Annotated in this window: 19 protein-coding genes; 15 read left to right on the top strand and 4 right to left on the bottom strand. The window is 59.2% G+C overall.

Annotated elements, in window-relative coordinates; all coding sequences use genetic code 11:
• Window positions 1-35 precede the first annotated feature (35 nt).
• Window positions 36-875 carry a formate/nitrite transporter family protein gene (locus BM229_RS10890; RefSeq protein ID WP_093927663.1) on the bottom strand — a complete coding sequence of 280 codons (840 nt, stop codon included), beginning with the start codon at window positions 873-875 and terminating at the stop codon, window positions 36-38.
• A gap of 190 nt (window positions 876-1,065) precedes the next feature.
• Window positions 1,066-2,328, bottom strand: coding sequence for an Hsp70 family protein (locus BM229_RS10895; protein WP_093927664.1), 1,263 nt, complete (start codon window positions 2,326-2,328; stop codon window positions 1,066-1,068).
• A 158-nt stretch (window positions 2,329-2,486) separates the two neighbouring features.
• Between BM229_RS10895 and BM229_RS10900 the strand changes: the two genes are divergently transcribed.
• Window positions 2,487-3,971, top strand: a complete 1,485-nt coding sequence (locus BM229_RS10900; protein ID WP_093927665.1) for an ABC transporter substrate-binding protein — start codon at window positions 2,487-2,489, stop codon at window positions 3,969-3,971.
• A 74-nt stretch (window positions 3,972-4,045) separates the two neighbouring features.
• Here BM229_RS10900 and BM229_RS10905 read toward each other — a convergent pair whose 3' ends face one another.
• Window positions 4,046-4,483, bottom strand: coding sequence for an HdeA/HdeB family chaperone (locus tag BM229_RS10905; RefSeq protein ID WP_093927666.1), 438 nt, complete (start codon window positions 4,481-4,483; stop codon window positions 4,046-4,048).
• Window positions 4,484-4,735: 252 nt separating this feature from the next.
• On the opposite strand from BM229_RS10905, the gene BM229_RS10910 reads away from it, so the two are divergent.
• From BM229_RS10910 to BM229_RS10960, 11 genes are all read left to right on the top strand, one after another.
• Window positions 4,736-5,683, top strand: coding sequence for an ABC transporter permease (locus BM229_RS10910; RefSeq protein ID WP_093927667.1), 948 nt, complete (start codon window positions 4,736-4,738; stop codon window positions 5,681-5,683).
• Complete coding sequence (locus BM229_RS10915) at window positions 5,680-6,495, top strand: ABC transporter permease (RefSeq protein WP_093927668.1); 816 nt, start codon at window positions 5,680-5,682, stop codon at window positions 6,493-6,495. The genes BM229_RS10910 and BM229_RS10915 overlap by 4 nt, the downstream gene beginning before the upstream one ends.
• The gene (locus BM229_RS10920; protein WP_093927669.1) at window positions 6,492-8,093 is read left to right on the top strand and encodes an ABC transporter ATP-binding protein; all 1,602 of its coding nucleotides are present in this window, start codon (window positions 6,492-6,494) and stop codon (window positions 8,091-8,093) included. Before BM229_RS10915 ends, BM229_RS10920 begins: the two co-directional genes overlap by 4 nt.
• Window positions 8,094-8,326: 233 nt before the next feature.
• Complete coding sequence (locus BM229_RS10925) at window positions 8,327-9,286, top strand: TAXI family TRAP transporter solute-binding subunit (RefSeq protein WP_093927670.1); 960 nt, start codon at window positions 8,327-8,329, stop codon at window positions 9,284-9,286.
• Between the two features lie 102 nt (window positions 9,287-9,388).
• Entirely contained in the window at window positions 9,389-12,142 is a 2,754-nt protein-coding gene (locus BM229_RS10930; protein WP_093927671.1) for a TRAP transporter permease, read from the top strand.
• 12 nt (window positions 12,143-12,154) lie between these two features.
• Window positions 12,155-12,586 carry a universal stress protein gene (locus BM229_RS10935; protein WP_093927672.1) on the top strand — a complete coding sequence of 144 codons (432 nt, stop codon included), beginning with the start codon at window positions 12,155-12,157 and terminating at the stop codon, window positions 12,584-12,586.
• A gap of 67 nt (window positions 12,587-12,653) precedes the next feature.
• A complete protein-coding gene (locus tag BM229_RS10940) occupies window positions 12,654-13,736 on the top strand; it encodes a carbon-nitrogen hydrolase family protein (RefSeq protein WP_093927673.1) in 1,083 nt (360 codons plus the stop codon).
• A 65-nt stretch (window positions 13,737-13,801) separates the two neighbouring features.
• Window positions 13,802-16,537: an aminotransferase class I/II-fold pyridoxal phosphate-dependent enzyme gene (locus BM229_RS10945; protein ID WP_093927674.1), complete on the top strand. Its 2,736-nt coding sequence runs from the start codon at window positions 13,802-13,804 to the stop codon at window positions 16,535-16,537.
• 17 nt (window positions 16,538-16,554) lie between these two features.
• Complete coding sequence (locus BM229_RS10950; protein ID WP_093927675.1) at window positions 16,555-18,012, top strand: biotin carboxylase; 1,458 nt, start codon at window positions 16,555-16,557, stop codon at window positions 18,010-18,012.
• A gap of 17 nt (window positions 18,013-18,029) precedes the next feature.
• Window positions 18,030-19,001 carry a C45 family autoproteolytic acyltransferase/hydrolase gene (locus tag BM229_RS10955; RefSeq protein WP_093927676.1) on the top strand — a complete coding sequence of 324 codons (972 nt, stop codon included), beginning with the start codon at window positions 18,030-18,032 and terminating at the stop codon, window positions 18,999-19,001.
• Between the two features lie 2 nt (window positions 19,002-19,003).
• On the top strand, window positions 19,004-20,101 hold the full coding sequence (locus BM229_RS10960; protein WP_167360236.1) for a CaiB/BaiF CoA transferase family protein: 1,098 nt from the start codon (window positions 19,004-19,006) through the stop codon (window positions 20,099-20,101).
• A gap of 51 nt (window positions 20,102-20,152) precedes the next feature.
• Here BM229_RS10960 and BM229_RS10965 read toward each other — a convergent pair whose 3' ends face one another.
• Window positions 20,153-20,713, bottom strand: a complete 561-nt coding sequence (locus BM229_RS10965; protein WP_093927678.1) for a type 1 glutamine amidotransferase domain-containing protein — start codon at window positions 20,711-20,713, stop codon at window positions 20,153-20,155.
• A gap of 157 nt (window positions 20,714-20,870) precedes the next feature.
• On the opposite strand from BM229_RS10965, the gene BM229_RS10970 reads away from it, so the two are divergent.
• The 3 genes from BM229_RS10970 to BM229_RS10980 are packed head-to-tail and all read left to right on the top strand — an operon-like array spanning window position 20,871 to window position 24,212.
• Window positions 20,871-21,518 carry a paraquat-inducible protein A gene (locus tag BM229_RS10970; protein WP_093927679.1) on the top strand — a complete coding sequence of 216 codons (648 nt, stop codon included), beginning with the start codon at window positions 20,871-20,873 and terminating at the stop codon, window positions 21,516-21,518.
• Window positions 21,476-22,135, top strand: coding sequence for a paraquat-inducible protein A (locus BM229_RS10975; RefSeq protein ID WP_208604074.1), 660 nt, complete (start codon window positions 21,476-21,478; stop codon window positions 22,133-22,135). The genes BM229_RS10970 and BM229_RS10975 overlap by 43 nt, the downstream gene beginning before the upstream one ends.
• Window positions 22,128-24,212, top strand: a complete 2,085-nt coding sequence (locus tag BM229_RS10980) for a PqiB family protein (RefSeq protein WP_093927680.1) — start codon at window positions 22,128-22,130, stop codon at window positions 24,210-24,212. The genes BM229_RS10975 and BM229_RS10980 overlap by 8 nt, the downstream gene beginning before the upstream one ends.
• The last annotated feature ends 2 nt before the right edge of the window (window positions 24,213-24,214 follow it).

Consider the following 24,214-nt stretch of genomic DNA (forward strand, 5'->3'; position numbering starts at 1 on the left):
GATCCGATCCCGGCACAAACCGGTACCGTGTAACTTTACTCAACATCGTCGCGGACCTGACCCCAAGCAACAAGGGTAAAGACCAACGTGCCGCCGATGATGTTGCCAACAAGCACCGGCAGGAAGAAGCCAAAGAGCGCCTGACTGAATCCCAAACCGCCATGCAGCATCAGCGCTGCCATCTCGACCGAGCCCGCAACGATATGGGTGAAATCCCCCGCCGCGATGAGCCAAGTAAAGGTAAGGATCAGGAAAAACGCCGCCTCATCGGCTTCGGGCAACATCCAAACGATCAGCGCGACAATCACCCCTGCAGGAATAGCGCGCCAAAATCCCTCTGACGGGGGCATGCCGGTCGCATGTTCCGATAGGCTTATAATGGCAGGTAGGATCTCGGCGGGAATGGCGGGCGTATAAATGAACAGCGCCGCGGCTGCAAAAGCACCGATCACATTGGCCCCCAAAACCACGCCCCACAGCCGCAGGAGGCTGCCAAAAACCTGCCAACTGCGTTCCTGCATCAGAGGTAAAACGGTGGTGATCGTGTTTTCGGTAAACAACTGCATCCGGCCCATGATGACCGCGATGAAACCCAGCGAATAACCAAGGTTCTCCAAAAGGAAACGCCAGCTAGCGTCCGCCAGATAGGTCCGAAAGATCGCTTCACCCAAGACCGAAAGACTGATCAGCATCCCTGCCGAGATCCCCGACCAGATCAGCGACCGGTTGGTGCGGTTCAACTCATCCCGACCTTCGCGCCGGATCACCTCATAGATCAGTTTAGGCGAAAGCGCCGCCGCTTCACTGACAGAGCGTTCTTCGGCTTCTTCCTGCACGGCGGAAGTGGGGGGCTTTTTTTGGATCAATGGGGCCATCAGTGGTTTCCTGAAAATCATGGACATCATGAACATAGCCCGCCGCCGCTTCACGCACAGTAAAAAGCCAATTCTACCCAGTTCGCACAGTTGTTTCGCGCCCCGTCATAACTGTCAGCTGCGCCGCGCCCTCATCTTCATCCTTTCCTAAATACCGTCTGCCCTATCTACTTGGCAAAACCGCATGCGTTCATCTCCGCCCAGCCTGCGCACTGCTCAACGCCAACCCTTCCACAATCGCTGTCAATGCCGCCCCCCGGTGCAACTCCGCACGCGGGAAGCGCGCGCGCAGGGCGGCCTCGACAACCTCCATCAAGCTTGAACCACCGACAAAGATCAACCGATCCACCGCTGCGGGCTCAATCCCCGCGTGGTTCAATGTGGCTACAGCCGCGGTTCCGATTTGTTCGGCCAGTTTGGAAAGCCGCTTCCGCATCCAGTCACGGGGCAACGGAAGCGTGGCGCGGGGTTTTAGCATCGGCACGTCAATCACCGGGTCCGCATCCCCTTCGGCTCCTGCGCCATTGGCCCGGATCTTGCCTGCTTCAACGGCGAACGCAAGATCATGACCAAGCTCTTCTTCAAGCACTTTAATCAGCCGGGCCAAGCGTTTGGGGTGTTCGGCGAACTTATGTAACTCTGCGGCTGCCTTGCGGGTATCGGGGCCGTAAAGAAACGGAATTTTCGCCCAAGTCGCCAAGTCATTAAAGATCGCATTCGGTGCAAGATGGGTGTCGCCGCCAAAGGCATGACGGATTTCGCTGCCCATGCCCAGTTGCGGCATCACCCGACCAATAGACAGGGACCGATCAAAGTCCGTCCCGCCAAGGCGGATGCCGTGGCTGCCCAGAATGTCGATCCCCTCATTGCCGCGCTGCCGGAACAGGGTGAAATCCGATGTGCCGCCGCCAATATCGACCACCAGCCCCAGATCGCCCGGTTGCAAGGCCGCGCGGTTGGCAAGCGCTGCGGCTTCTGGTTCGTTCATGAAATCCACACGGTCAAAACCCGCTCGGCCATAGGCTTCGCGCAAATCTGTCAGCGCTTGGGCATCGCGCGCGTCGTCCGCAGAGTGAAAGCGCACCGGACGGCCCGAAAGTGCGGCATCAAACTGCTTGCCCGTGGCCGCTTCGGCCTGTGACTTCACCCGCGCTAGAAAGCGCGCGACAATGTCAATGAAATCAAGCCGCTCGCCCAACAGCACCCGGCGTTCGCGCATGAGCCTTGTGCCCAGCAGGCTTTTCAACCCGCGCATATAGCGCCCCTCGGATCCGGCAAGCAGCGCGTCAGACGCGGCGGCGCCAATGCGCATTTCTTTCGCCTCGAAATCGAAAAAGACCGCCGTCGGCAGGGTCTGTGCCTCGGCCTCCAGTGCGATCAGTTGCGGTGTTCCATCAACGGCAATACCCGCAGCGGTGTTGGACGTCCCAAAATCGATCCCCAGCGTGGCCATGGCATTCTCCTACTGCCCTTATCACAGCCGATCCGGTGCGCGGGGCCTGTGCAAAGCACCCGCGATACCCTTACCACGCGCGCTTGGCAACGAGTGCTGGCGTGCCGCGCGGCTTTTGGCTAGCCTCCTAGAAAAATACACCAATATGGGAGAACTTTATGAACCGTTTGAACCGCTTGATGACCGGGGTGGCCGCCGCTGCGCTGGTCGTTGCCGCCACAGGGGCGCTGGCTAAGGACGATATCACCGTTGCCTTGCAGCTAGAGCCACCGCACCTTGATCCAACCTCTGCCGCCGCCGGGGCGATCGACTCGGTACTGTATACCAATGTCTTTGAGGGGCTAACACGATTCATGGGCGACGGGTCTGTCGTACCGGGTTTGGCGGCCTCTTGGGAGATTTCCGAAGACGGGCTGACCTATACGTTCAAGCTGCGTGAGGGCGTCACATTTCATGATGGCACCACGATGGATGCCGAAGACGTTAAGTTCACCCTCGACCGGATCAACGCCGAAGACAGCGCCAACGCACAAAAGGCACTCTATTCCGCGATCTCTGAGGTCACTGTTGTCGACCCGCAGACCGTTGAGGTTAAGCTGAGCGAACCCAATGGCAACCTGCTGTTCAACCTTGCGTGGGGCGATGCGGTGATCGTGGCGCCAGAATCCGTTGATACGATCAAACAAACCCCGATCGGCACCGGCGCATTCAAGTTCGACGAATGGCGTCAGGGCGACAAAATTACCTTGTCACGCTATGATGCCTATTGGGGGGACGCGCCCGCATTGGCCAGTGCGACCTTCAAATTCATATCAGACCCGACAGCGGCCTTTGCGTCTGTCATGGCCGAAGATGTCGACGTTTTTGCCGGTTTTCCTGCGCCCGAGAACATTCCCCAGTTCGAAGCTGACCCGCGCTTTCAGGTGCTCATCGGCTCGACCGAAGGCGAAACGATCCTGTCGATCAACAACAAGCGTGAACCCTTTGACAATGTCAAAATCCGCGCGGCCGTGGCTCATGCGATTGACCGTCAAGCGATCATCGACGGGGCGATGTTTGGTTATGGCACGCCGATCGGCACACATTTTGCCCCACATAACCCCGATTACATCGACCTGACCGAGATGAGCGCATATGATCCGGAGAAGTCCAAAGCGTTGCTTGCCGAAGCTGGGTTCCCTGATGGGTTTGAGACGACATTGCACCTGCCACCCCCATCCTATGCCCGCCGAGGAGGGGAGATCATCGCTGCGCAATTGGCCCAAGTTGGCATTAAGGCGCAGATCACCAATGTCGAATGGGCACAGTGGTTAGAGACAGTATTCAAGGGCAAGGATTTCGGTCTGTCGATCGTCAGCCATACAGAGCCGATGGATATCAACATCTATGCCAACCCAGACTATTACTTTCAGTATGACAATGCCGAGGTTCAATCTTTGATTGCGGAGTTTAATCAGACCGCAGATCCCGCCGCACGGAGCGAGATGCTGGCAAAAGCACAGCAGATCATCGCAGAGGATTATGTGAATGGTTTCCTGTTTCAGCTGGCGTTCCCGACGATCGCCAAGGCGGGCGTTCAGGGCCTTTGGGTAAACGCGCCGACACAGGCGACGGACCTAAGCGGTGTAAGCTGGGCGGAATAACCTCCGAGACGACCTTTAGAAAACGCAAAAGGGCGCGCTGTAAAGCGCGCCCTTTATACTAAAAGCGGTGACTATTAGTCTTTGCCGCGCAGGCCGGCTGCTGCTTCGCTAACCAATGCGTCGGGGTTCTGGTTACAGACGACTACGAAGTCTTCCATTTCCTGTTCCATGTCGGTGTCAGCCATCTCGTCGGCTTCTTCCGAATCTTCGACAGCTTTAGTGTTGTCGATCAGGGAATCTTCGGTTTCTTCAGAGTCAGTCGCCTCTTCGGCCGTGATGTCGCTAGGCTCGGAACCGTCGTTCTTGGTTTCCGTAATCATCGAACCTTCGTGGCCGCCATCTTCCAGCTCGGCGATTGCCATGGAAGCAACTTCCATTTTCTCGTCGGCGCTAAGCTCTTGGTACTGAGCGCATGTCATGGTTGCCATGTCCATGTGCGCAGCGGCGAATGCGGGTGCAGAAACGGTGCCCAGAAGGCCAGCGATCGCAAGTGTTTTCAAAGTCGTTTTCATTTTTAATCTCCAGTTTTCTCTGTTCTCCCGAAGACAACCCTGCATAGCGGATATGGTTCCGGTGCATATCGGGCTGAGTGACAGATAACGTGGCATTTTATGATCTAGGTATCTGAAAAACCCTAAAAAATAAATCTTTAACATCGGCTTCAGTCCCTCATCTTGCTAAAGTTCATACAATATTAACTTTTGCCCAAGCAAACCGGCCATGGGCTCTGGACCCTCCCGACCGCGCCGCCTAACCTAGGCGCTATGTTGCGCTACGCGTTAAAAAGATTTCTTTCCCTGCTCATCAGTCTCGCGGTCGCGTCGCTGGTGATTTTTGTGGTTATTGAGGTCGCCCCAGGCGATCCGGCTTCGTTCATGCTGGGTCTTAATGCCCAGCCCGAAACATTGGCCGCCCTGCGCAGTGAACTAGGCCTCGATCAATCCCGACCCGAGCGTTACATCGAATGGGTAGGTGGGATGCTGCAAGGCGATTTCGGCACTTCTTACACCTATCGAACTCCGGTGACAGAGATGATTGGTGATAGGCTTTGGGTCTCTGTGCCTTTGGCGCTTTATGCGCTTTTCCTCTCCGTCGTCGTTGCCTTTCCTGCGGGTATCTATGCCGCATCCCGCCGGGGCCGGGCGGGTGACATCGGCGTAATGGGCGCGACGCAGTTGGGCGTGGCGGTGCCGAATTTTTGGTTTGCCATGATCCTCGTGCTGATCTTTTCGATCAACTTGCGCTGGTTTTCGGCGGGCGGCTTCGTCGGCTGGGACAAGGGGCTTTTTGCCGGGTTGCACGCGCTGACCCTGCCTGCTATTGCGCTTGCCTTGCCACAGGCTGCGATCCTTGCGCGGGTCATGCGCTCGGCGTTGCTGGATGTTCTGGGCGAAGATTTCATGCGGACCGCGCGGGCCAAGGGGCTGACTGCGCGGCAGGCGCTTTGGCGTCACGGGCTGCGCAATGCACTGATCCCGGTACTCACGATCATCGGCCTGCAGTTCTCTTTCCTGTTGGCCGGGTCGATCATCATTGAGCAGGTCTTTTACCTGCCGGGCCTTGGGCGGCTGGTGTTTCAGTCGATTTCGGCGCGGGATTTGATCGTGGTCGAGTCGGTGGTGATGCTTTTGGTCTTCTCGGTGATCTTGGTGAATTTCCTTGTCGATCTGGCCTATGCCGCCGTCGATCCCCGGCTGAGGGCCCGCACATGAACCGCAACTTGATCCTTGGCGCTGCGCTCACCTCGGTCTTTCTGCTGGCCGCGCTGATCTCCTTTGTCTGGACGCCCTATGACTATGCCGGGCTCGACATCGCCAACAAACTGCACAGCCCTTCGCTGGCCCATCCCATGGGGACGGATCACTTCGGCCGCGACATTCTGAGCATGATCATGGTCGGCGCGCGCACCTCAATCGCCGTAGCGTTGGTGGCGGTGGGCATCGGCATGGGCGCGGGCGTGCCGCTGGGGCTTTGGGCCGCAGCGCGGCGCGGGAGTCTCGTGGATGAGATTATCATGCGCGGCAATGATCTGGTCTTTGCCTTTCCGGCCATCGTCATTGCCATTCTGATCACGGCGGTCTTTGGCGCCGGGGCGATCAATGCGATCATTGCCATCGGCATCTTCAACATCCCGGTCTTCGCCCGGATCACACGCGGGGCGGCGCTGTCGCTGTGGCAGCGGGAGTTTATCATGGCGGCACGGGTGGCGGGCAAATCCGCCGCGCGGATCTCATTTGAGCATATCTTGCCCAACGTTGCCAATCTGTTGATCGTGCAGGGGACCATTCAGTTCTCTCTCGGCATCCTCGCCGAGGCGGGGCTGAGCTATGTCGGTCTCGGTGCGCAACCGCCGGTGCCATCCTGGGGCCGAATGTTGGCCGATGCGCAAACCATGGTCAGTATTGCGCCGCATATGGCCTTGATGCCGGGTTTTGCGATCATCCTGACGGTGCTGGGGCTGAACTTGATGGGCGACGGGCTGCGTGACCTGCTTGATCCCCGCCTGAGGGTGGCACGCACATGACGCTTCTGACCGTTTCCAATCTTTCGCTGTCGATCCACGGGCTGCGCATCCTCGACGGGGTGACCTTTTCCGTCGCGCCGGGAGAGATCGTGGCCGTGACCGGGGAAAGTGGCTCGGGCAAGTCGATGACCGCGCTGGCGGCGATGCAGCTTTTGCCCAAGGGCGCGACGACCACGGGCCATCTCATGCTGGGCGACGATGATCTGACCCAGATGAGCGAAGCGGCGCTCTGCGGTATGCGCGGCAATGACATCGGCATGGTGTTTCAAGAGCCGATGACCGCGCTGAACCCGGTGCAGACCATTGGTCGCCAAGTGGCCGAAACCATCCGCGTGCATGAGCCAAGCGTGTCGCGGGCCGAGGCCGAGGCACGCGCCGCCGATACGCTCACCCGCGTCGGCCTGCCCCAAGACCGCTTCCCCCTGTCGCGCTATCCGCATGAGTTGAGCGGCGGGCAGCGCCAGCGGGTGGTGATCGCCATCGCCATCGCCTTGCGCCCCCGCCTGCTGATCGCGGATGAGCCGACCACGGCGTTGGATGTGACCACACAGGCACAAATCCTTACCCTGCTGACCCGGTTGGCGCGGGAAGACGGTATGGGGCTGTTGATGATTACCCATGACCTTGCCGTCGTGGCGGATATGGCCGACCGGATCATCGTCATGCGCAAGGGGCAGATCGTCGAACAGGGGGAGACGCAAGCCCTGCTGCACAACATGCAGCATCCTTACACCAAGATGCTTTTCGACGCCTCCCGCCATGAGGTGAACCTGCCCGCCGCGCCCGCGCCCGTACCGCTGTTGGAGGTCAAAGGCGTCTGCCGCGATTACCATTTGCCGCGCAAGACGCTTTTCGGCGCGCCCGGCACATTCCGCGCGGTGGACAACCTCAGCTTTACCCTGAACCGGGGCGAGCGGTTGGGGCTGGTCGGAGAATCCGGTTGCGGGAAATCGACCCTGACCCGGGCGATTTTGGGTCTGGAACAGGTGCAAAAGGGCAGCATCACCGTCGATGGCCAGCCGGTCTTTACCGGGACAAAGCCGAACCTTGCCGTGCGGCGCAAGATGCAGGTGGTGTTTCAAGACCCTTTCGGCAGCTTCAATCCGCGCCACCGCGTTGATCGGTTGGTGACCGAGCCGTTTCACCTGCTCGACACCCCGCCGCAGGGGGCCGAGCGGTCCCGCGCGATTGACGAAGCGCTGACCGCCGTGGGGCTGCGCCCGGCGGATGCACGGAAATACATTCACGAATTCTCGGGCGGGCAGCGCCAACGCATCGCCATCGCCCGCGCGCTAATCATCCGGCCAGAGTTGATCCTTTTCGACGAGGCGGTCAGCGCGCTGGATGTCTCGGTCCGGGCGCAGATCCTTGATCTGCTGGCCGATCTTTGCAGCCATTACGACCTGACCTACCTTTTCATCTCGCATGACCTGTCGGTGGTGCGCACGGTGACAGATCGCGTTCTGGTGATGCAGTCCGGCAGGATCGTAGAGGCCGGAGAGACCGGGCAGGTTTTTGACGCGCCACAGCACGCTTATACCAAATCGCTGATCGCCGCTGCCCCGGTTCTGCCGGACCTTTCCCAGTCCGTAGGCTAGGCTTTTGCACCTTGATTGCAGCGTGCCGGTCAGTTGCATTGATCGCGATGGCAATCCGACCTAACCTGAATTCGGGGATTCCCGCCACAAGGGCATGTCTGCATGCGGTCTGAACGGCGTGTGTAAAATTTCCTAGCCCAGTCAATTGCCTGAAGGCTGCGGCGCTCTACTTGTGAATGCAATGGGGTCCACCTAAAGGGTGGTCCGCCAAATATAACAATGGGAGACATCTTATGAAAATGTTCAAAATGCTCGCGATGACCGGTGCCATGGTGGCCGGCACTGCGACCATGGCTCAGGAAAAATTCATCACCATCGGCACTGGTGGTCAGACGGGCGTTTATTTTGTCGTCGGTCAATCGATCTGCCGTCTGGTGAACCGCGGCACAGCGGACCACAACCTGAAATGCACCGCGCCGTCGACCGGCGGGTCCATCGCGAACATCAACGCGATCAAAGCGGGCGACATGGACATGGGCGTGGCCCAGTCCGACTGGCAGTTCCACGCCTACAATGGCTCTTCGCAGTTCGAGGGCGACAAGTTCGACAACCTGCGCGCCGTCTTCTCCGTGCATGGTGAGCCGTTCAACGTGATCGCCCGTGCCGACAGCGGCATCGAGTCCTTTGACGACCTCAAAGGCAAGCGCGTCAACATCGGCAACCCCGGCTCCGGTCAACGCGCCACCATGGAAGTCGTGATGGACGCTAAGGGTTGGACGCTGGACGATTTCGCACTGGCCTCTGAGCTGAAGCCAGCCGAGCAGGCTGCCGCTTTGGGTGATAACAAAGTGGATGCGATCATCTACACCGTTGGCCACCCGAATGGCTCGATCCAAGAAGCCGTGTCGACCATCGACGCCAAGCTGATCCCCGTAGACGGTGACGCGATCCAAGGTCTGATCGACGACAACCCTTACTACGCCGAGGCCACCGTGCCGGGCGGCATGTACAAGGGCACCGACGAAGACGTGAAAACCTTTGGCGTGAAAGCGACATTCGTCACATCCGCCGATGTGGATGACGATGTGGTCTATCAGGTCGTCAAAGCCGTCTTTGACAACTTCGACCGTTTCAAGCGTCTGCACCCGGCGTTTGAGAACCTGACCCAAGAAGAGATGATCTCGGGCGGTCTGTCTGCTCCGCTGCACCCCGGTGCAGAGAAGTATTACAAAGAGCAAGGTTGGATCGAGTAATCTTCGCGTGACATGATAGCTCTGGCGGCGGTACGCTGCCGTCAGAGACCCGAAAAAACAATATGCGCATCCATCCTAAGGTGGAGCCGACAGGGGGACGATATGTCTGAGAAGGACCAGCAACAGGCGGCGGCTGTCGAAACCGCCGCAACCGGTGACCGGGGCGGATTGAGCCAGGCGGAACTGGACGAACTTGTCGCTTCTTCTGATACGGGCGGCCGTGCTGTCAGCGGGTTGATGGGCACCTTGCTGCTGTTGGTGGCACTGGCTTGGTCGCTCTTTCAACTCTACATCGCGTCGCCCATCGGTCTTTTCAACGATACGCTGGCCCGTTCCATTCACTTGGGCTTTGCCGTATTCCTTGGCATCATGGTGTTCCCGGCCACGCGCACGAGTTTTCAGGTGGCACTTGGTGTCATCGTTCCGGCCGTTCTTGCCGCGCTCTTTATGGTCAGCACCAAGGATTCGACCGCGATTTGGTGGATCCCGATCCCCGCACTTTTCGTGATTGCGACAGTGCTGCTCGGCTCGCCCAAGAACCGCGTTCCGATCTGGGAATGGGCCTTGGCCATCGTCGGCACCTTTTGTGCGCTATACCTCTTTATCTTCTACCGCGAGATCGCCAACCGTGTCGGTGCACCAATCCTGCCAGACTATATTGCAGGTGTTACCGGACTGTTAATTCTGCTCGAAGCCACCCGCCGCGCCCTTGGGCCTGCGCTGATGATCGTGGCGAGCGTCTTTCTATTCTACACCGTGCTTGGCCCCTATATGCCCAGCATCATCGCCCATAAGGGCAACAGCCTGTCGGAGATCGTGAACCACCAATGGATCACGACCGAGGGCGTCTTTGGCATCGCGCTTGGTGTGTCGACCTCTTTCGTGTTCCTCTTCGTGCTGTTCGGCTCGCTGTTGGACCGTGCGGGCGCGGGCAACTACTTCATTCAGGTCGCGTTCAGCCTCATGGGCCACATGCGCGGCGGTCCGGCGAAAGCGGCGGTCGTGGCATCGGCGATGACCGGCCTGATTTCGGGCTCCTCCATCGCGAACGTTGTGACCACGGGCACATTCACCATTCCGCTGATGAAGAAAGTGGGCTTCAACTCCGAGAAGGCTGGCGCGGTCGAGGTGGCTTCGTCGGTTAACGGGCAGATCATGCCGCCCGTGATGGGTGCTGCGGCGTTCCTGATGGTCGAGTATGTCGGCATTCCCTATTTCGACGTGGTTAAACACGCCTTTTTGCCTGCGGTGATCTCTTACATCGCGCTGGTCTACATCGTGCACCTTGAGGCGATGAAGGCCGGGATGCAGGGTCTGCCGCGCGCCTATACGCCCAAGCCGCTGGTGCAGCAGCTGATCGGTATCGCCTTTGCGATCATCGCGATCTGCGCGCTGTCCTTTGCCGTCTATTACCTGATGGGCTGGATCCGCCCGGCCTTCCCCGAGACGGCGGGCTATATCATCTTTGTCTTCCTCACGGCGATCTATGTTGGATTGCTCTATGTGGCGAGTAAGGAAGAGCCGCTGAAGCTGGACGATCCCAATGCAGAGGTAACATCGCTGCCGATGCCCGGACCGACCGCGCGGTCAGGGCTGCATTTCATCCTGCCTGTCGTCGTGCTGGTCTGGGCGCTGATGGTCGACCGTCTGTCGCCCGGCCTCTCGGCCTTTTGGGCGGCGGCTTACATGATCTTTATCCTGCTGACACAACGCCCGCTGATGGCGATGTTCCGCGGCGAAAGCCAGTTTGTGAACGATGTGAAAGCGGGTGTGCTTGACCTGATCGACGGGTTGGTCACCGGCGCACGCAACATGATCGGTATCGGCATCGCCACGGCAACGGCTGGTATCATCGTGGGCGCGGTCAGCCAGACCGGTGTCGGCTCGGCGCTGGCGGATGTGGTTGAGGTGCTCTCGGGCGGCAATATCCTTGCGATCCTCTTCCTGACGGCGGTGCTGTCGCTGATCCTTGGCATGGGCTTGCCCACCACTGCAAACTACATCGTGGTTTCGGCGCTGTTGGCGCCGGTGATCGTGACATTGGGTCAGCAGAACGGGCTGATCGTGCCGCTGATCGCTGTGCACCTCTTTGTGTTCTACTTCGGCATCATGGCCGATGTGACCCCGCCGGTCGGCTTGGCCAGTTTCGCCGCCGCCGCCGTTTCGGGCGGTGATCCGATCCGTACTGGCTTGGTCGCCTTCTTTTACTCCCTGCGCACCGCTGCGCTGCCGTTCCTGTTTATCTTCAACACGGAATTGCTGTTGATCGGGGTCACATGGGGTCAGGGGCTGTTCATCTTTGTCGTGGCAACCGTGGCGATGCTGCTTTTCGCCGCCGCGACCCAAGGCTGGTTTTTGGCGCGCAACCGTTTCTATGAAACCATCGCGCTGCTGCTGATTGCCTTTACCCTGTTCCGTCCGGGCTTTTGGATGGATATGGTCTATCCGCCCTATAGCGAAGAGGCCCCGACCGAAATCGTGCAGGCGGCAGAGGAAACACCGGCGGGCGAACGGCTGCGACTGCGCGTCTCTGGCGTGAACGATCTGGGCGACCCGCTGGAGTTCGTCGCGCTGCTGCCGATTGGCGCGGGCGAGACGGGGGCCGAGAAGCTGGAAGCCGCAGGTCTCATGTTCCGCGAGGATGGCGACAAGATGATCATCGACGATGTTCTCTATGACAGTCCCGCGCAGGGCGCTGGCCTTGATTGGGATCAAGAAGTGCTGCGCGTGCTGAAACCGATGCCGCAGCCCAGCAAATACTGGATGTTCATCCCCGCCCTGCTACTTCTGGCGCTGGTCGTTTTCCTGCAACGGGGCCGTGCTGCGCGCGAAACGCGCAAGCCTGCGACAGCCTGAGGAGGGCGCATCATGTTCGATAACATCCTGCTGACCGTTGATCTGAGCGACCCGAAGTCATGGGAAAAGGCGTTGCCGCAGGCGGTGGATATGATCCGCTTGTCCAAAGGCACCTTGCATATCCTCTCTGTTGTGCCGGATATGGGCACCCCGCTGGTCGAAGGGTTTTTCCCCGTTGACTACGAAAAACAGGCCACAGGCCGCGCGGCCAAGGCGTTGGAAAAGCTTGTCGAGCGGGAAGTGCCTGATGACGTAAAGGTGAAGCAGCACCTCAAGTTCGGCAAAATCCACCGCGAGGCGCTGAAGACGATAAAGAAATCAAACGCCGATCTGGTGGTCATGGGGTCTGAGCACCCCGACAGCCTGCGCGAATTCCTCGTCGGCTCCAACGCCGACCGCATTGTGCGCCGTTCGCCTGTTTCCGTTCTGGTCGTGAGGGCGTAAGACAGGTGCTTCGCGGAGATAGGCAAGGAAATGGTCCATTGCGCCGCGTTGTTCGGAGTATTCACGCATGACCCCTTTCGCGATTGCCGGCGTGCAGATGTACGTCAATGCCTTGCAGCCCAATGTCGACGGCATGATCCAACGGCTCGACATTCTGATGGCCCGCTTCCCTTGGACGCAGATGGTGCTGTTTTCTGAACTGGCGCCTTTCGGCCCGCTCGACCGGTTTGCCCTGCCGCCCGAGAACGAGACGATTGAGCAGTTTCAGGCTGCCGCGCGGCGGCACCGCATCTGGCTGATCCCCGGTTCGATGTTCCTAAAGCATCCCGAAGATGGCCGGGTCTATAACACCTCCGTCGTCATCAACCCCGAAGGCGAGGTGGTGCGCCGCTATGCCAAGATGTTCCCGTTCCGGCCCTATGAGGCCGGGATCGCGGCGGGCAATGAATTCTGCATCTTCGATGTGCCGGATGTGGGCCGCTTTGGCCTGTCGATCTGCTATGACATGTGGTTCCCCGAGACGACGCGCCAGCTGACCTCTCAGGGTGTCGAAGTGCTATTGCACCCCGTTCTGACCGGCACCACCGACCGCGATGCCGAGCTTGCCATCGCGCGGGCCACGGCGGCGCAGTTCCAGTGCTATATTTTCGACGTGAACGGTCTGGGCGCGGGCGGCGTGGGTAAATCCTGCGTGGTCGATCCGACCTCGATGGTGCTGCACCAATCGGCGGGCCAAGAGGACATGTTCCCGATTGAGATTGATCTGAACATGGTCCGCCGCCAGCGTGAGACGGGGATGAAGGGCTTGGGCCAGTTGCTCAAATCCTTCCGGGACCGCCCGACAGACTTCCCTGTTTATGACCGTGACAGCGGCGCGGATGCCTTCCTGCATACCCTCGGCCCGCTCGAAATCCCGCAGCAGGGCAGCCGTGCGGGGCTGCATGTCGATGTGCCCGCCCAGCAGGTGCCTGCCGAGATCCCCACCTACAAAGGCAAGAACGGTTTCCCGCCTGAGCCGCTTGCCAGCCCCACCGCCGGGACGGCGCCTGAGGTGGCGCAAACACCGGCGCCCGTGGCACCCGCTGCGGCCATGCCAGACCCACAAACAACGCCCGAAACACCCGGGCAGAACGGCAATACCAGCGGCTAGGCCGAGGTCAGGTTCGCAGACTGCGGTACCTAGGCATCGGTCGGCCCTCCAGCAGAGGACGACTGATGCATTCTATGAACGACTATTCCTCGGCCATTCAATTGCGGTCGGATCGGTGGAGCGCCCTGCGCGCTGCCACCACCGCCATGGCGCGTGACCCCAAGAGCAAGGGCGCGGCACAAGGGCGTAAGGAAATCGAGGCCCTGTTCGACTCGCTGGCCCTGATTGAGCCCTATTGGGCCTTTCCGGGCATGAGCGCCTTTGAACATATGCGCCGCCAGTTTGCCCATGGCAATTTCGAGGATCTGGCCTTTGCCGTGAACCGGGTGACCCGTGCGTTGACCACCGGCGCCTATCGCCGTCGCACGATCCCACTGGAACGCGACAGTCTGGATCAGGACGAGCACGACGACGAGGCGATGCTCCCGCCCGAGGCACGGGCGTTGGCGAAACCCTATTTCGAAGTGTTGATCGTCGACAATGTAAGCGAACAGCAAGAGCGCTGGCTGCGCAGCAACGTCACCCGCATGCGCCGCACCGAAGACCCATTTATCTATGAGGCGGTCGTGGTGCCCAGCCTTGAGGACGCGCTGATTGCGGTGATGTTCAACCACAACATTCAAGCCATCGTTGTCCGCCCCGGTCTGACGCTGAAGTCGAAAGTCGATCAGCAAATCCTGACCCGCTACCTTGCCCGCGCGGGGGGGCGGGATGAGATCGACGCGCTTGAGCCTGAAAGCTACGGCCCCGAACTCTGCCGGATGATCGCCAAGGTTCGGCCCGAGTTGGACGCCTATCTGGTCACCGAACGCTCGGTCGAGGATATCGCCGGGCTCGATCTGGGGATCTGCCGCCGGGTCTTTTACAACCAAGAAGACTTCATGGAATTGCACCTCAATATCCTGCGTGGGGTGCAGGCGCGGAATAAGTCGCCCTTCTTCACCGCGTTGGTGGAGTATTCCAAACAGCCCACAGGCGTCTTCCACGCCATGCCGATCAGCCGCGGCAAGTCGATCTCGCGCTCGCACTGGATTCAGGACATGGGGGCGTTTTACGGGCCTAACATCTTCCTTGCAGAGACTTCGGCAACTTCCGGCGGCCTCGATAGTCTGCTAGAACCGCATGGCCCGATCAAAGAGGCACAGGAACTGGCAAGCCGTGCTTTCGGCTCTAAACAAACGTTTTTTGCCACCAACGGCACCTCGACCTGCAACAAGATCGTCGTGCAGGCGCTGGTGCGGCCCGGTGACATCGTGCTGGTCGACCGCGACTGCCACAAGTCGCATCACTACGGCATGGTGCTGGCCGGCGCGCAGGTCAGCTATCTCGACAGCTATCCGCTCAACGAATACTCGATGTACGGTGCCGTGCCCCTGCGCGAGATCAAGCACCGTTTGCTGGAGTTGAAAGCGGCGGGCAAGCTCGACCGGGTGCGGATGCTCCTGCTGACCAACTGCACCTTTGACGGGCTGGTCTATAACGTTGAGCGGGTGATGGAGGAATGTCTGGCGATCAAGCCTGACCTCATCTTCCTCTGGGACGAGGCATGGTTCGCATTCGCCCGGTTTAGTCCCACATATCGCCAGCGAACGGCGATGAACGCGGCCAATACACTGCGCGAGAAATTCAAGTCTGACGCCCATGCCGACGCCTATGAGGCGCAGCAGAAAACGCTGAAAGACGCGGATGACGAGACCCTACTCAACACCCGGCTGATCCCGCCGCCCCACGCGCGGGTGCGGGCCTATGCCACGCAATCGACCCATAAAACCCTGACATCGCTGCGCCAAGGCTCAATGATCCACGTCAACGATCAGGACTTCAAAGGGGAGGTCGAGCAGAGCTTTCACGAAGCCTATATGACCCACACCTCAACCTCGCCGAACTACCAGATCATCGCTTCACTGGATGTTGGCCGACGCCAAGTCGAACTCGAAGGGTTCGAATTTGTCCAGCGGCAGGTCGAAGCGGCGATGTCCATGCGCCGCGCGATCAGCGAACACGCCCTGCTGCGGAAATATTTCAAAGTGCTCTCCGCCGGCGACATGATCCCCGAACAGCACCGCGAAAGCGGCGTCACCAGCTATTATGACGTAGAGCAGGGCTGGACTGATATGTGGGATTGTTGGGAGCAGGATGAGTTTGTACTCGACGCCACCCGCGTGACCTTGGCCGTGGGCGGCACCGGTTGGGATGGCGATACCTTCAAGACGCAGATCCTGATGGATAAATACGGCATCCAGATCAACAAGACTTCGCGCAATACCGTGTTGTTCATGACCAACATCGGCACCACGCGCTCTTCGGTCGCCTATCTGATCGAAGTGCTGGTAGAGATCGCCAAATCGCTCGACGATCTTTTGGACGATGCCAGCCGGATGGAACGGCTGTCGTTTGACCGGCGTGTGACCAACCTGATGGAAAACTACCCCCCGCTGCCGGATTTCAGTTGCTTCCACGAAGCCTTCCGCGCCGCAGACACGCCTGAGGGGGACATTCGGACGCCCTTCTTCCTCGCCTATGATGAGAAAAACTGTGACTACCTCGACCTGAACGGCTCGCTCCAAGAGGCGATGGACGCGGGCGAGACCGTGGTCTCGGCCAGTTTCATCATTCCCTATCCGCCCGGCTTTCCGATCCTTGTCCCCGGACAGGTCGTCAGTCAGGAAATTCTCGATTTCATGCGTGCTTTGGACGTGAGCGAGATCCACGGATACCGGCCCGATCTGGGCCTGCGCGTCTTTACCGCGGAGGCGCTGAAGCGCGTGCGCCGCAAAGACCTTTCTTCTTCACCCGTTTGACCAAAAGGACCAACGACATGGCAACAGTACTTAAAAATATCTCTGAAATCCGCCGGTTCTTTCACCGAAACGAAGACCCTGTTTATTTCATTTCGGCCACCAACTTTAACCTGTTGGGGTTGGATGAATGGGTAAAGAACTTCAAGTACATCTGCTACATCGATTGCTACGGCGGCAAGCACCCGAACGTCTTTTGCCCCTCGGAACAGCCCCATGCGGAGTTCCAGAGCATCGAGGACATCAACAACTACCTGCTGCAGCACAAAGAGGTCATCGACTTCATCAAGCGCCGTGGCGGCAAGCCTAAGTTCGTCTTTTTGATGTTCGATGAAGAGACGGAGCGTCTGTCCAAGGAGCTTGGTGCCGACGTCTGGTTCCCCAAGGCCAAGCTGCGCCAGTCGATGGACAACAAGATTGAAACCGTCCGCATCGGCAACAAGGCGGGCGTGCCTTCCGTGCCGAACGTTCTGGCCGAGGTGAAGTCTTATGACGACTTGAAAAAGACCTGCGAGAAGGCCGGGATCGGTCATGATCTGGTGCTGCAATCGGCCTATGGCGACAGCGGGCACACGACCTTCTTCATCAAGTCCGAAGCCGACTTCCGTCGCCATGAGAGCGAGATCGTCGGCGAAGGCGAAATCAAGATCATGAAGCGGATCGATTGCCGGGGTGCGGCGATTGAGGCCTGCGCCACAAAGGAAGGCACGATCGTTGGCCCGCTGATGACCGAGCTAGTCGGCTTCAAAGAGCTGACCCCCTATCGCGGCGGCTGGTGCGGCAATGAGATTCTTGCGACGGCCTTCCCGCCCAAGGTGCGCGAAAAAGCCCGCGATCTGACCTTCAAATTTGGTGAGCAACTGCGCAAGGAAGGGTATCGCGGCTATTTCGAATTGGACTTCTTGATCGACAAGAAAACCGGCGATCTTTGGCTGGGTGAATTGAACCCGCGCATCACCGGCGCGTCTTCGATGACCAACCACGCGGCTTTCGCCCATGCCGATGCGCCGTTGTTCCTGTTCCACCTGCTGGAGTTCAGCCGCAAGAAATTCGATCTGGACGTCGATGAGCTCAACGCCCGCTGGGCCGATCCAGAGATGATCGACGGTTGGAGCCAAATGGTGATCAAGCACACCGATGACAGCGTCGACATCTGCACCGAAGCGCCTGAGACCGGCATCTATAAGATGAAGGAAGACGGCAGCGTGGTCTTTGACCGCTTCGATTATCACCGCCGCGCAGTGGAGTCGGAGAACGAAGCTTTCTTCCTGCGCATCCTGCAACCGGGTGATTACCGCTATGAAGGGGCCGACATTGGGATCCTTGTGACGCGGGGTCGTTCAATGACCAAGTCTTTCCAGTTGAATGAGCGGGCGAAAAAGTGGATCCACGGGATCAAGCGCAGCGTAGAGGGCAAACCCCTGCCCACCGCGTCTGCTGGTCCGGAACTCTCTGATCCGGCGTTCAAGATCCTGTAGCAAGATGAAAGGCCGCGATGTACTGGCGCGCAATGTCCGAAGACCAGCCCGGCCCCAAGTGGGCCGGTCTCTTCGCGGCCTATTGGCCTGACTACCACGCGTGGTGGCTGAAGGAGGGGGAGGCCGCGCGCCCGACCTATGCCCAATGCCGCCGCGCGTTGGTCAAACATATGCCAGAGATGGCACCGCTTTATGATGAACTCTGCACACTTGCGGGTGGCAGCGATCATGCAGCCCGGTTCCTTAGTTTCTATTGTCCGCCGCCCTATCTTTCGGCCTGTTCGCAAGCGATCTGGGCCGGGAAGGAGCCGGTCATGGTGCGCAACTATGACTATAATCCCAACGCATTTGACGCGATGGTGCTGCGCACGAATTGGCAGGGTCGTCAGGTTATGGGCACCTCGGACGGGCTGTGGGGGCTGGTTGATGGGGTGAATGACGCGGGGCTGTCGATCTCGCTGACCTTCGGCGGGCGGCGTGTGGTGGGCGAAGGCTTCGGCGTGCCGCTGATCCTGCGCTATGTGCTACAAACCTGCGAAACCGCGCAGGAGGCGGGCGAGGTGCTATCGCGCGTGCCGACGCATATGAGCTACAATGTCACCGTTCTAGACCGCAAGCGTAACTACCTGACCGCAATGATGGCACCCGACCGCCCGGCGGTCATCACCCGTGCCGCGGTGGCAACGAACCATCAAGAAAGCGTTGAGTGGATCAGCCACGCACGGTTCACCGCAACAGTTGAGCGTGAACGCTATCTCTTGCAGCGGTTGCGGCTGCACCGCGATCCGGAAGAGAAATTTATCGGCGCGTTTCTGAAACCACCGCTTTACTCCACGGCTTTTAACGCGGGCTTTGGCACACTTTATACCGCCGTTTACCGACCACGAAAGCGCCAAATGGAACTGCGCTGGCCCGGAACAACATGGGCGCTTTCCTTAAGTGATTTCACCGAAGGCGCGCGTCAGGTGCTGGTACCGGGGGCGGCATAAGCATGGCAGAACGCAAAGGGCCGCTGGCCTCGCTAAGGGTGGTGGAATTTTCGGGACTGGGGCCTGCGCCACTTGCTGGGCAATTGTTGGCTGATTTGGGTGCCGATGTCATCACCATAGACCGCAAAGCTGCACCGGCGGATCCCGCCGACATCAACAGGCGTGGCAAGCGGTCGGTGGTGCTTGACCTCAAAACTCCCGAAGGCCATGCGGCAGCGCGGGCGATGATCTCGTCTGCCGATGTGCTGATCGAAGGGTTCCGACCCGGCGTGATGGAGCGTTTGGGCCTCGGCCCGACAGATTGCTCCGAAAAGCTGATCTATGGCCGCATGACTGGCTGGGGCCAAACCGGCCCATGGGCGCAGACGGCGGGGCATGACATCAATTATCTGGCTCTAACAGGGGCTTTGCACGCCATGGGCAGCGCCAATGCGCCCCCGGTGCCGCCGCTCAACATGGTGGCTGACTACGGGGGCGGGACGATGTTTTTGCTGTTCGGAATCTTGTCGGCAGTAATCGAGCGTGGAGTGACCGGCAAAGGTCAAGTGGTTGACGCTGCGATGGTTGATGGGGTGCCCGCGATGATGGGGCTGATCCACGGTATGTTCGCCCAAGGCACATGGTCTGAGGCCCGCGCCGCGAATTGGCTCGACGGTGCCGCTCCGTTTTACCGCTGCTACACCTGTGCCGATGGCAAGTTCGTCGCTGTGGGGGCGTTAGAGCCGCAATTCTACGCAATCTTGCTAGAGAAATTGGACCTTCCGGCTGACTATGGGTCAAGCCAAAATGACACCGCAACTTGGGCCGAGCGCACTGCCGAATTTGCCGCCGCTTTCGCAACGCGCAGCCGCGACGATTGGGCGGCGCATTTCGACGGCACAGATGCCTGTGTGGCACCGGTCCTCAGCTTTTCCGAAGCCCCGGATCATCCGCAGATGGCATCGCGTGGTAATATGTTAAAAGTGAACGGCGTGCTACAATCGGGCCACGCCCCGCGCTTTGGGTCCGGAGTGCCGGTAATGCCGAGCCTACCCCGCCCAATCGGCGCGGATACCGAGGCGGTTCTGGCAGAAATTGGCATGTCATTAAGTCGCCCATGAAAAACCCCCGGCCAAACGACCGGGGGTAGATCGCACATCGAAATGCGTAGCTTAGGCGGCCTCGCGCTCGTGTTTGCCTTCTTCGATCTCCTCGACAATCTTAGCCACAAATGCGTCCAGATCTTCGGGCGAACGGCTGGTAATGATGCCTTGATCGGCGACCACTTCGCTGTCTTCGTAATGCGCACCGGCGTTCTTCACGTCCGTCGCGATAGAGCCAAAGCAGGTCGCCTTGCGGCCTTTGATAATGCCTGCTTCGATCAGCAGCCAAGGCGCGTGACAAATCGCGGCAACGGTTTTTCCGCTGTCGTGGAACGAGCGGATCAACGCCACGGCATCCTTATTGGCTCGCAGCAGGTCGGGGTTGATCTGGCCGCCGGGCAGTACGATGCCCTGATAGTCGTCTACATTCACGTCCTTAAGCGCCAAATCGGCGGGGGTGGTGTTGCCCCAATCGTCTTCGTCCCAGCCCTTGATCTCATTCCCGTCGGGGGTGGCCACATGTACGGTGGCACCGCGCCCGCGCAGGTCGTTCAGGGGTTTTTCCAACTCGGACTGCTCAAAGCCGTTGGTGGCGAGGATCAGGATCTTTGCATTGTTGATATCGGTCATTGCTTTCTCCTTTGTGATTTCTGCTAGACTAACGAGGGGCAGGCCCGACTGTTCCGGTCACGTTCGCGAGAGCGCGAGCTTCCGCCGGTGCAGATACGCCACAGGGTCGGGAATATTTGTTGATACGTCGGGGGGCGGCATCATATATCCACTCAGAATGGATCACCCTGACACACCTCTTGCCGAATTGCCGCTGGACGAGATCATCGTCTGCCCGCAGTGCGATGCCGTTTACCGGCTGCAGCGCCCCGCAGATGGGGAGCGTGCGGCTTGTGAGCGTTGCCATACGGCCCTGATCACTCCGCGTGATAATGCCGGGCTGCAAATCATCGCTGTAGCGGTGGCGGTCATGGTGTTGATTATCGGCGCGTCGGTCTTTCCGTTTTTGACGATCGATGCGGCGGGCAACCGCAATGCTGTTTCGGTGCTGGATGCCGCGCTGGCTTTTGCCGGGGGTCCAATGATCTTGCTGTCCTTGGCCACGGCAGCGCTGATCTTTTTCATCCCGCTGCTGCGGGTGTTGCTGACGCTTTACGTTCTGGTTCCAATTGTGTTGGATCGCCCGCCCGCGCGTCATGCTGTGGCGGCCTTTAGCCTGTCAGAGGAACTGCGCCCTTGGTCTATGGCCGAGGTCTTTGCGATTGGCTGTGCCGTGGCATTGGTCAAAGTGGCCGATCTGGCCGATGTCGGCTTTGGGCCGGCCTTTTACATGTTCGGCGCGTTGGTGGTGCTTGTCATCGCGCAGGACAGATTCTTATGCAAATGGTCCGTATGGAACTCTCTGGAACATCCCAAGAAATCCTGAGCGCACGGGATCTGGGCATCGTCGCCTGCACCCGTTGTAGCAAGCCCGCGCCAATGGGCGCGCAGACCTGCAGCCGTTGCGGGCATCGACTGGTGTCGCGCGACCGTCAGAGCCTGCAACGTGTCTGGGCGTTTTGGACGGTTGGGCTGATGTGCTACATTCCCGCGAATACCTATCCGATGCTTAAGACCCGGACGCTGTTTCAGGTGGATGAAAGCACGATCATCGGTGGGGCAGTCGAACTGGCGCATCACGGCAACTGGGGGATCGCTTTTATCATCCTCTTTGCGTCGGTCGTCATTCCGCTCGCTAAATTTATGGCCGTGGCCTTTCTTGCGATCAGCGTCAAACAGCGCTCTGTTACGTCGCAGCGGCAGCGGCATTACCTGTACGAAGTGGTTGAGTACATTGGCCGTTGGTCGATGATCGATATCTTTGTGGTTGCGATCTTGTCGTCTCTGGTGCAACTCAAATCACTGGCAGCCATCAATCCCGGTACCGCGAGCATCTTTTTCGCTCTCTCCGTGATTTTTACCATGTTAGCCGCACAAGCGTTTGATACCCGCATGATCTGGGATACTCAGACCAAGGACGAGGGCCTGAAAACCAATGACTAAGACGCCTCCCGACCTGCCGATTTCTCCGACCCGCAAGATGTTTCTTAGTGGGGCGTCGGTGATCTGGATCATCCCGATCCTTGCGCTGATCGTGGCGCTTTTTGTGGCGTACCGTTCCTATGCCGAACGGGGCCCGTTGATCGTTATCGAGTTTGAAGAAGGCGCTGGTATTTCTGCTGGAGAGACCGAATTGCGCTTTCGCGATGTGACGGTCGGGGTGGTCGAAAAAGTCGGTTTCACATCGGACCTTGAAAGGGTGACGGCGCATATCCGCCTCGATAAAGATGTGGCGCCCTATATCGACAATGGTGCGGTGTTTTGGATCGTACAGCCAGAGGTCACCGCGCAGGGGATCACCGGCCTCAGCACTGTGCTGAGCGGTGTCTACATCGAAGGTTCGTGGGACCAACAGGTTGGCCCGGTTGCCGAGCGCTTTCAGGGATCATCAACCGAGCCATTGATCCGCGGCGGTCAAGGCGGGCTTGAGATTGCTTTTCGCTCTACAGCCAATGGCCAGCTGACCGACAATGCGCCGATCCTCTATAAGGGCATCGAAGTGGGCCGCGTAGGCTATGCCAAAATCGCCCCGCGCGGCAACTTTGCCATCGTCGAGGCACTGATCTTTGAAGAGCACCGGCAACTTATCAATGAATCCACCCGTTTCTGGGACGCCTCCGGCTTTAGCGTCAACATTGGCCCCGCGGGGGCCGAGATTGACTTTTCCTCGCTCGCCACCCTTGTAGGCGGCGGGATCACCTTTGACACTTTCGTCTCAGGCGGGGCGCAGGTGTCTGACGGGACAGTGTTTGAGATCTACCCCGACAAGGAAACCGCGCGGAACTCTGTCTTTAACGCGTCCGAAGTCGATCCGCTCAAGATGAGCGTCGTTTTTGACGATAATATTTCGGGCCTGATTGTCGGCGCCCCGGTTGAGATGAGCGGGCTTGAGATTGGCGAGGTTGAGACCCTTTCTGGTCTCGTGGATTTCGAACGCTTTGGCGACAGCCGCGTGCGGTTGAATGCGATCCTGTCGATCCAACCGGCGCATCTTGGGCTTCAGGATGACGTGACCGCCGATGCCGCGCTGGCGTTTTTGAAAGAACGTGTGGAAAACGGTCTGCGCGCGCGGCTTGCTTCGGCCAGTCTGTTGACCGGCGGTTTGAAGGTTGAGTTCGTGGCCGTCGAAGACGCGCCCGAGGCCTCGTTGAACGAGACGGAGAATGGCCTCGCCTTGATGCCGACCACGGAAAGCGACGTCTCCGATGCTGCGGCCACGGTCGAAGGGGTCTTTACCCGCATCAACAGCCTGCCGATCGAGGAGTTGCTCAACAGCGCGATTTCCTTCCTCAATTCGGCGGAATCTTTCGTCTCTGACGAAGACCTGCGCGAAACGCCGCAAGACGTGCGGACATTGCTGAACGAATTGACCGGGCTGGTGTCCTCTGATGAGGTTAAGAACGTGCCTGTCGCCCTGAACGGAACGCTCGTTCGGATTGAACAACTGGTTGCCAAGCTGGAGGAAGAGCGCATCGTCGAACAGCTTTCCAGTGCGTTGGATGTGGCCTCTGAAGCGGCGAATGCGGTCTCGTCGTCGGTCGAGGGCGTGCCAGAACTGGTGGAGAGCATTCAGGCGGTCGCCGCCAAGGCCGAAACCCTTGAGGTGGAAGAGTTAATCGTCGCCCTGACGGATCTTACGGAATCCGCCGACGCGGTGATCAGCACCGATGATGCGGTCGCCTTGCCGGGCGCGCTGAAACGGGCATTGGATGAGGTGAACGCCACTCTCGAAGAATTGCGTGAAGGCGGCGCGGTTGAGAATGTAAACCTAACCTTGGCCTCGGCCCGCAATGCGGCAGATAACATCGCCCTATCGGCCCGTGATCTGCCGCAGGTGGTTGAGCGTTTGACCGCGCTTTTCGCACAGGCCAGCCGCACCATCGAAGGCTATAACAAGGGTGAGCAGATCAGCCGCAGCGCTGAGCAAACCCTGCGCAACATCCAGAAAGCCGCCGATGCCCTTGCATCTTTGGCGCGGACCATTGAACGTAACCCCAATTCTCTATTGCTGGGACGGTAAAG

The sequence above is a fragment of the Sulfitobacter dubius genome, assembly GCF_900113435.1.
In the GTDB taxonomy this organism is placed as follows: Bacteria; Pseudomonadota; Alphaproteobacteria; order Rhodobacterales; family Rhodobacteraceae; genus Sulfitobacter; species Sulfitobacter dubius.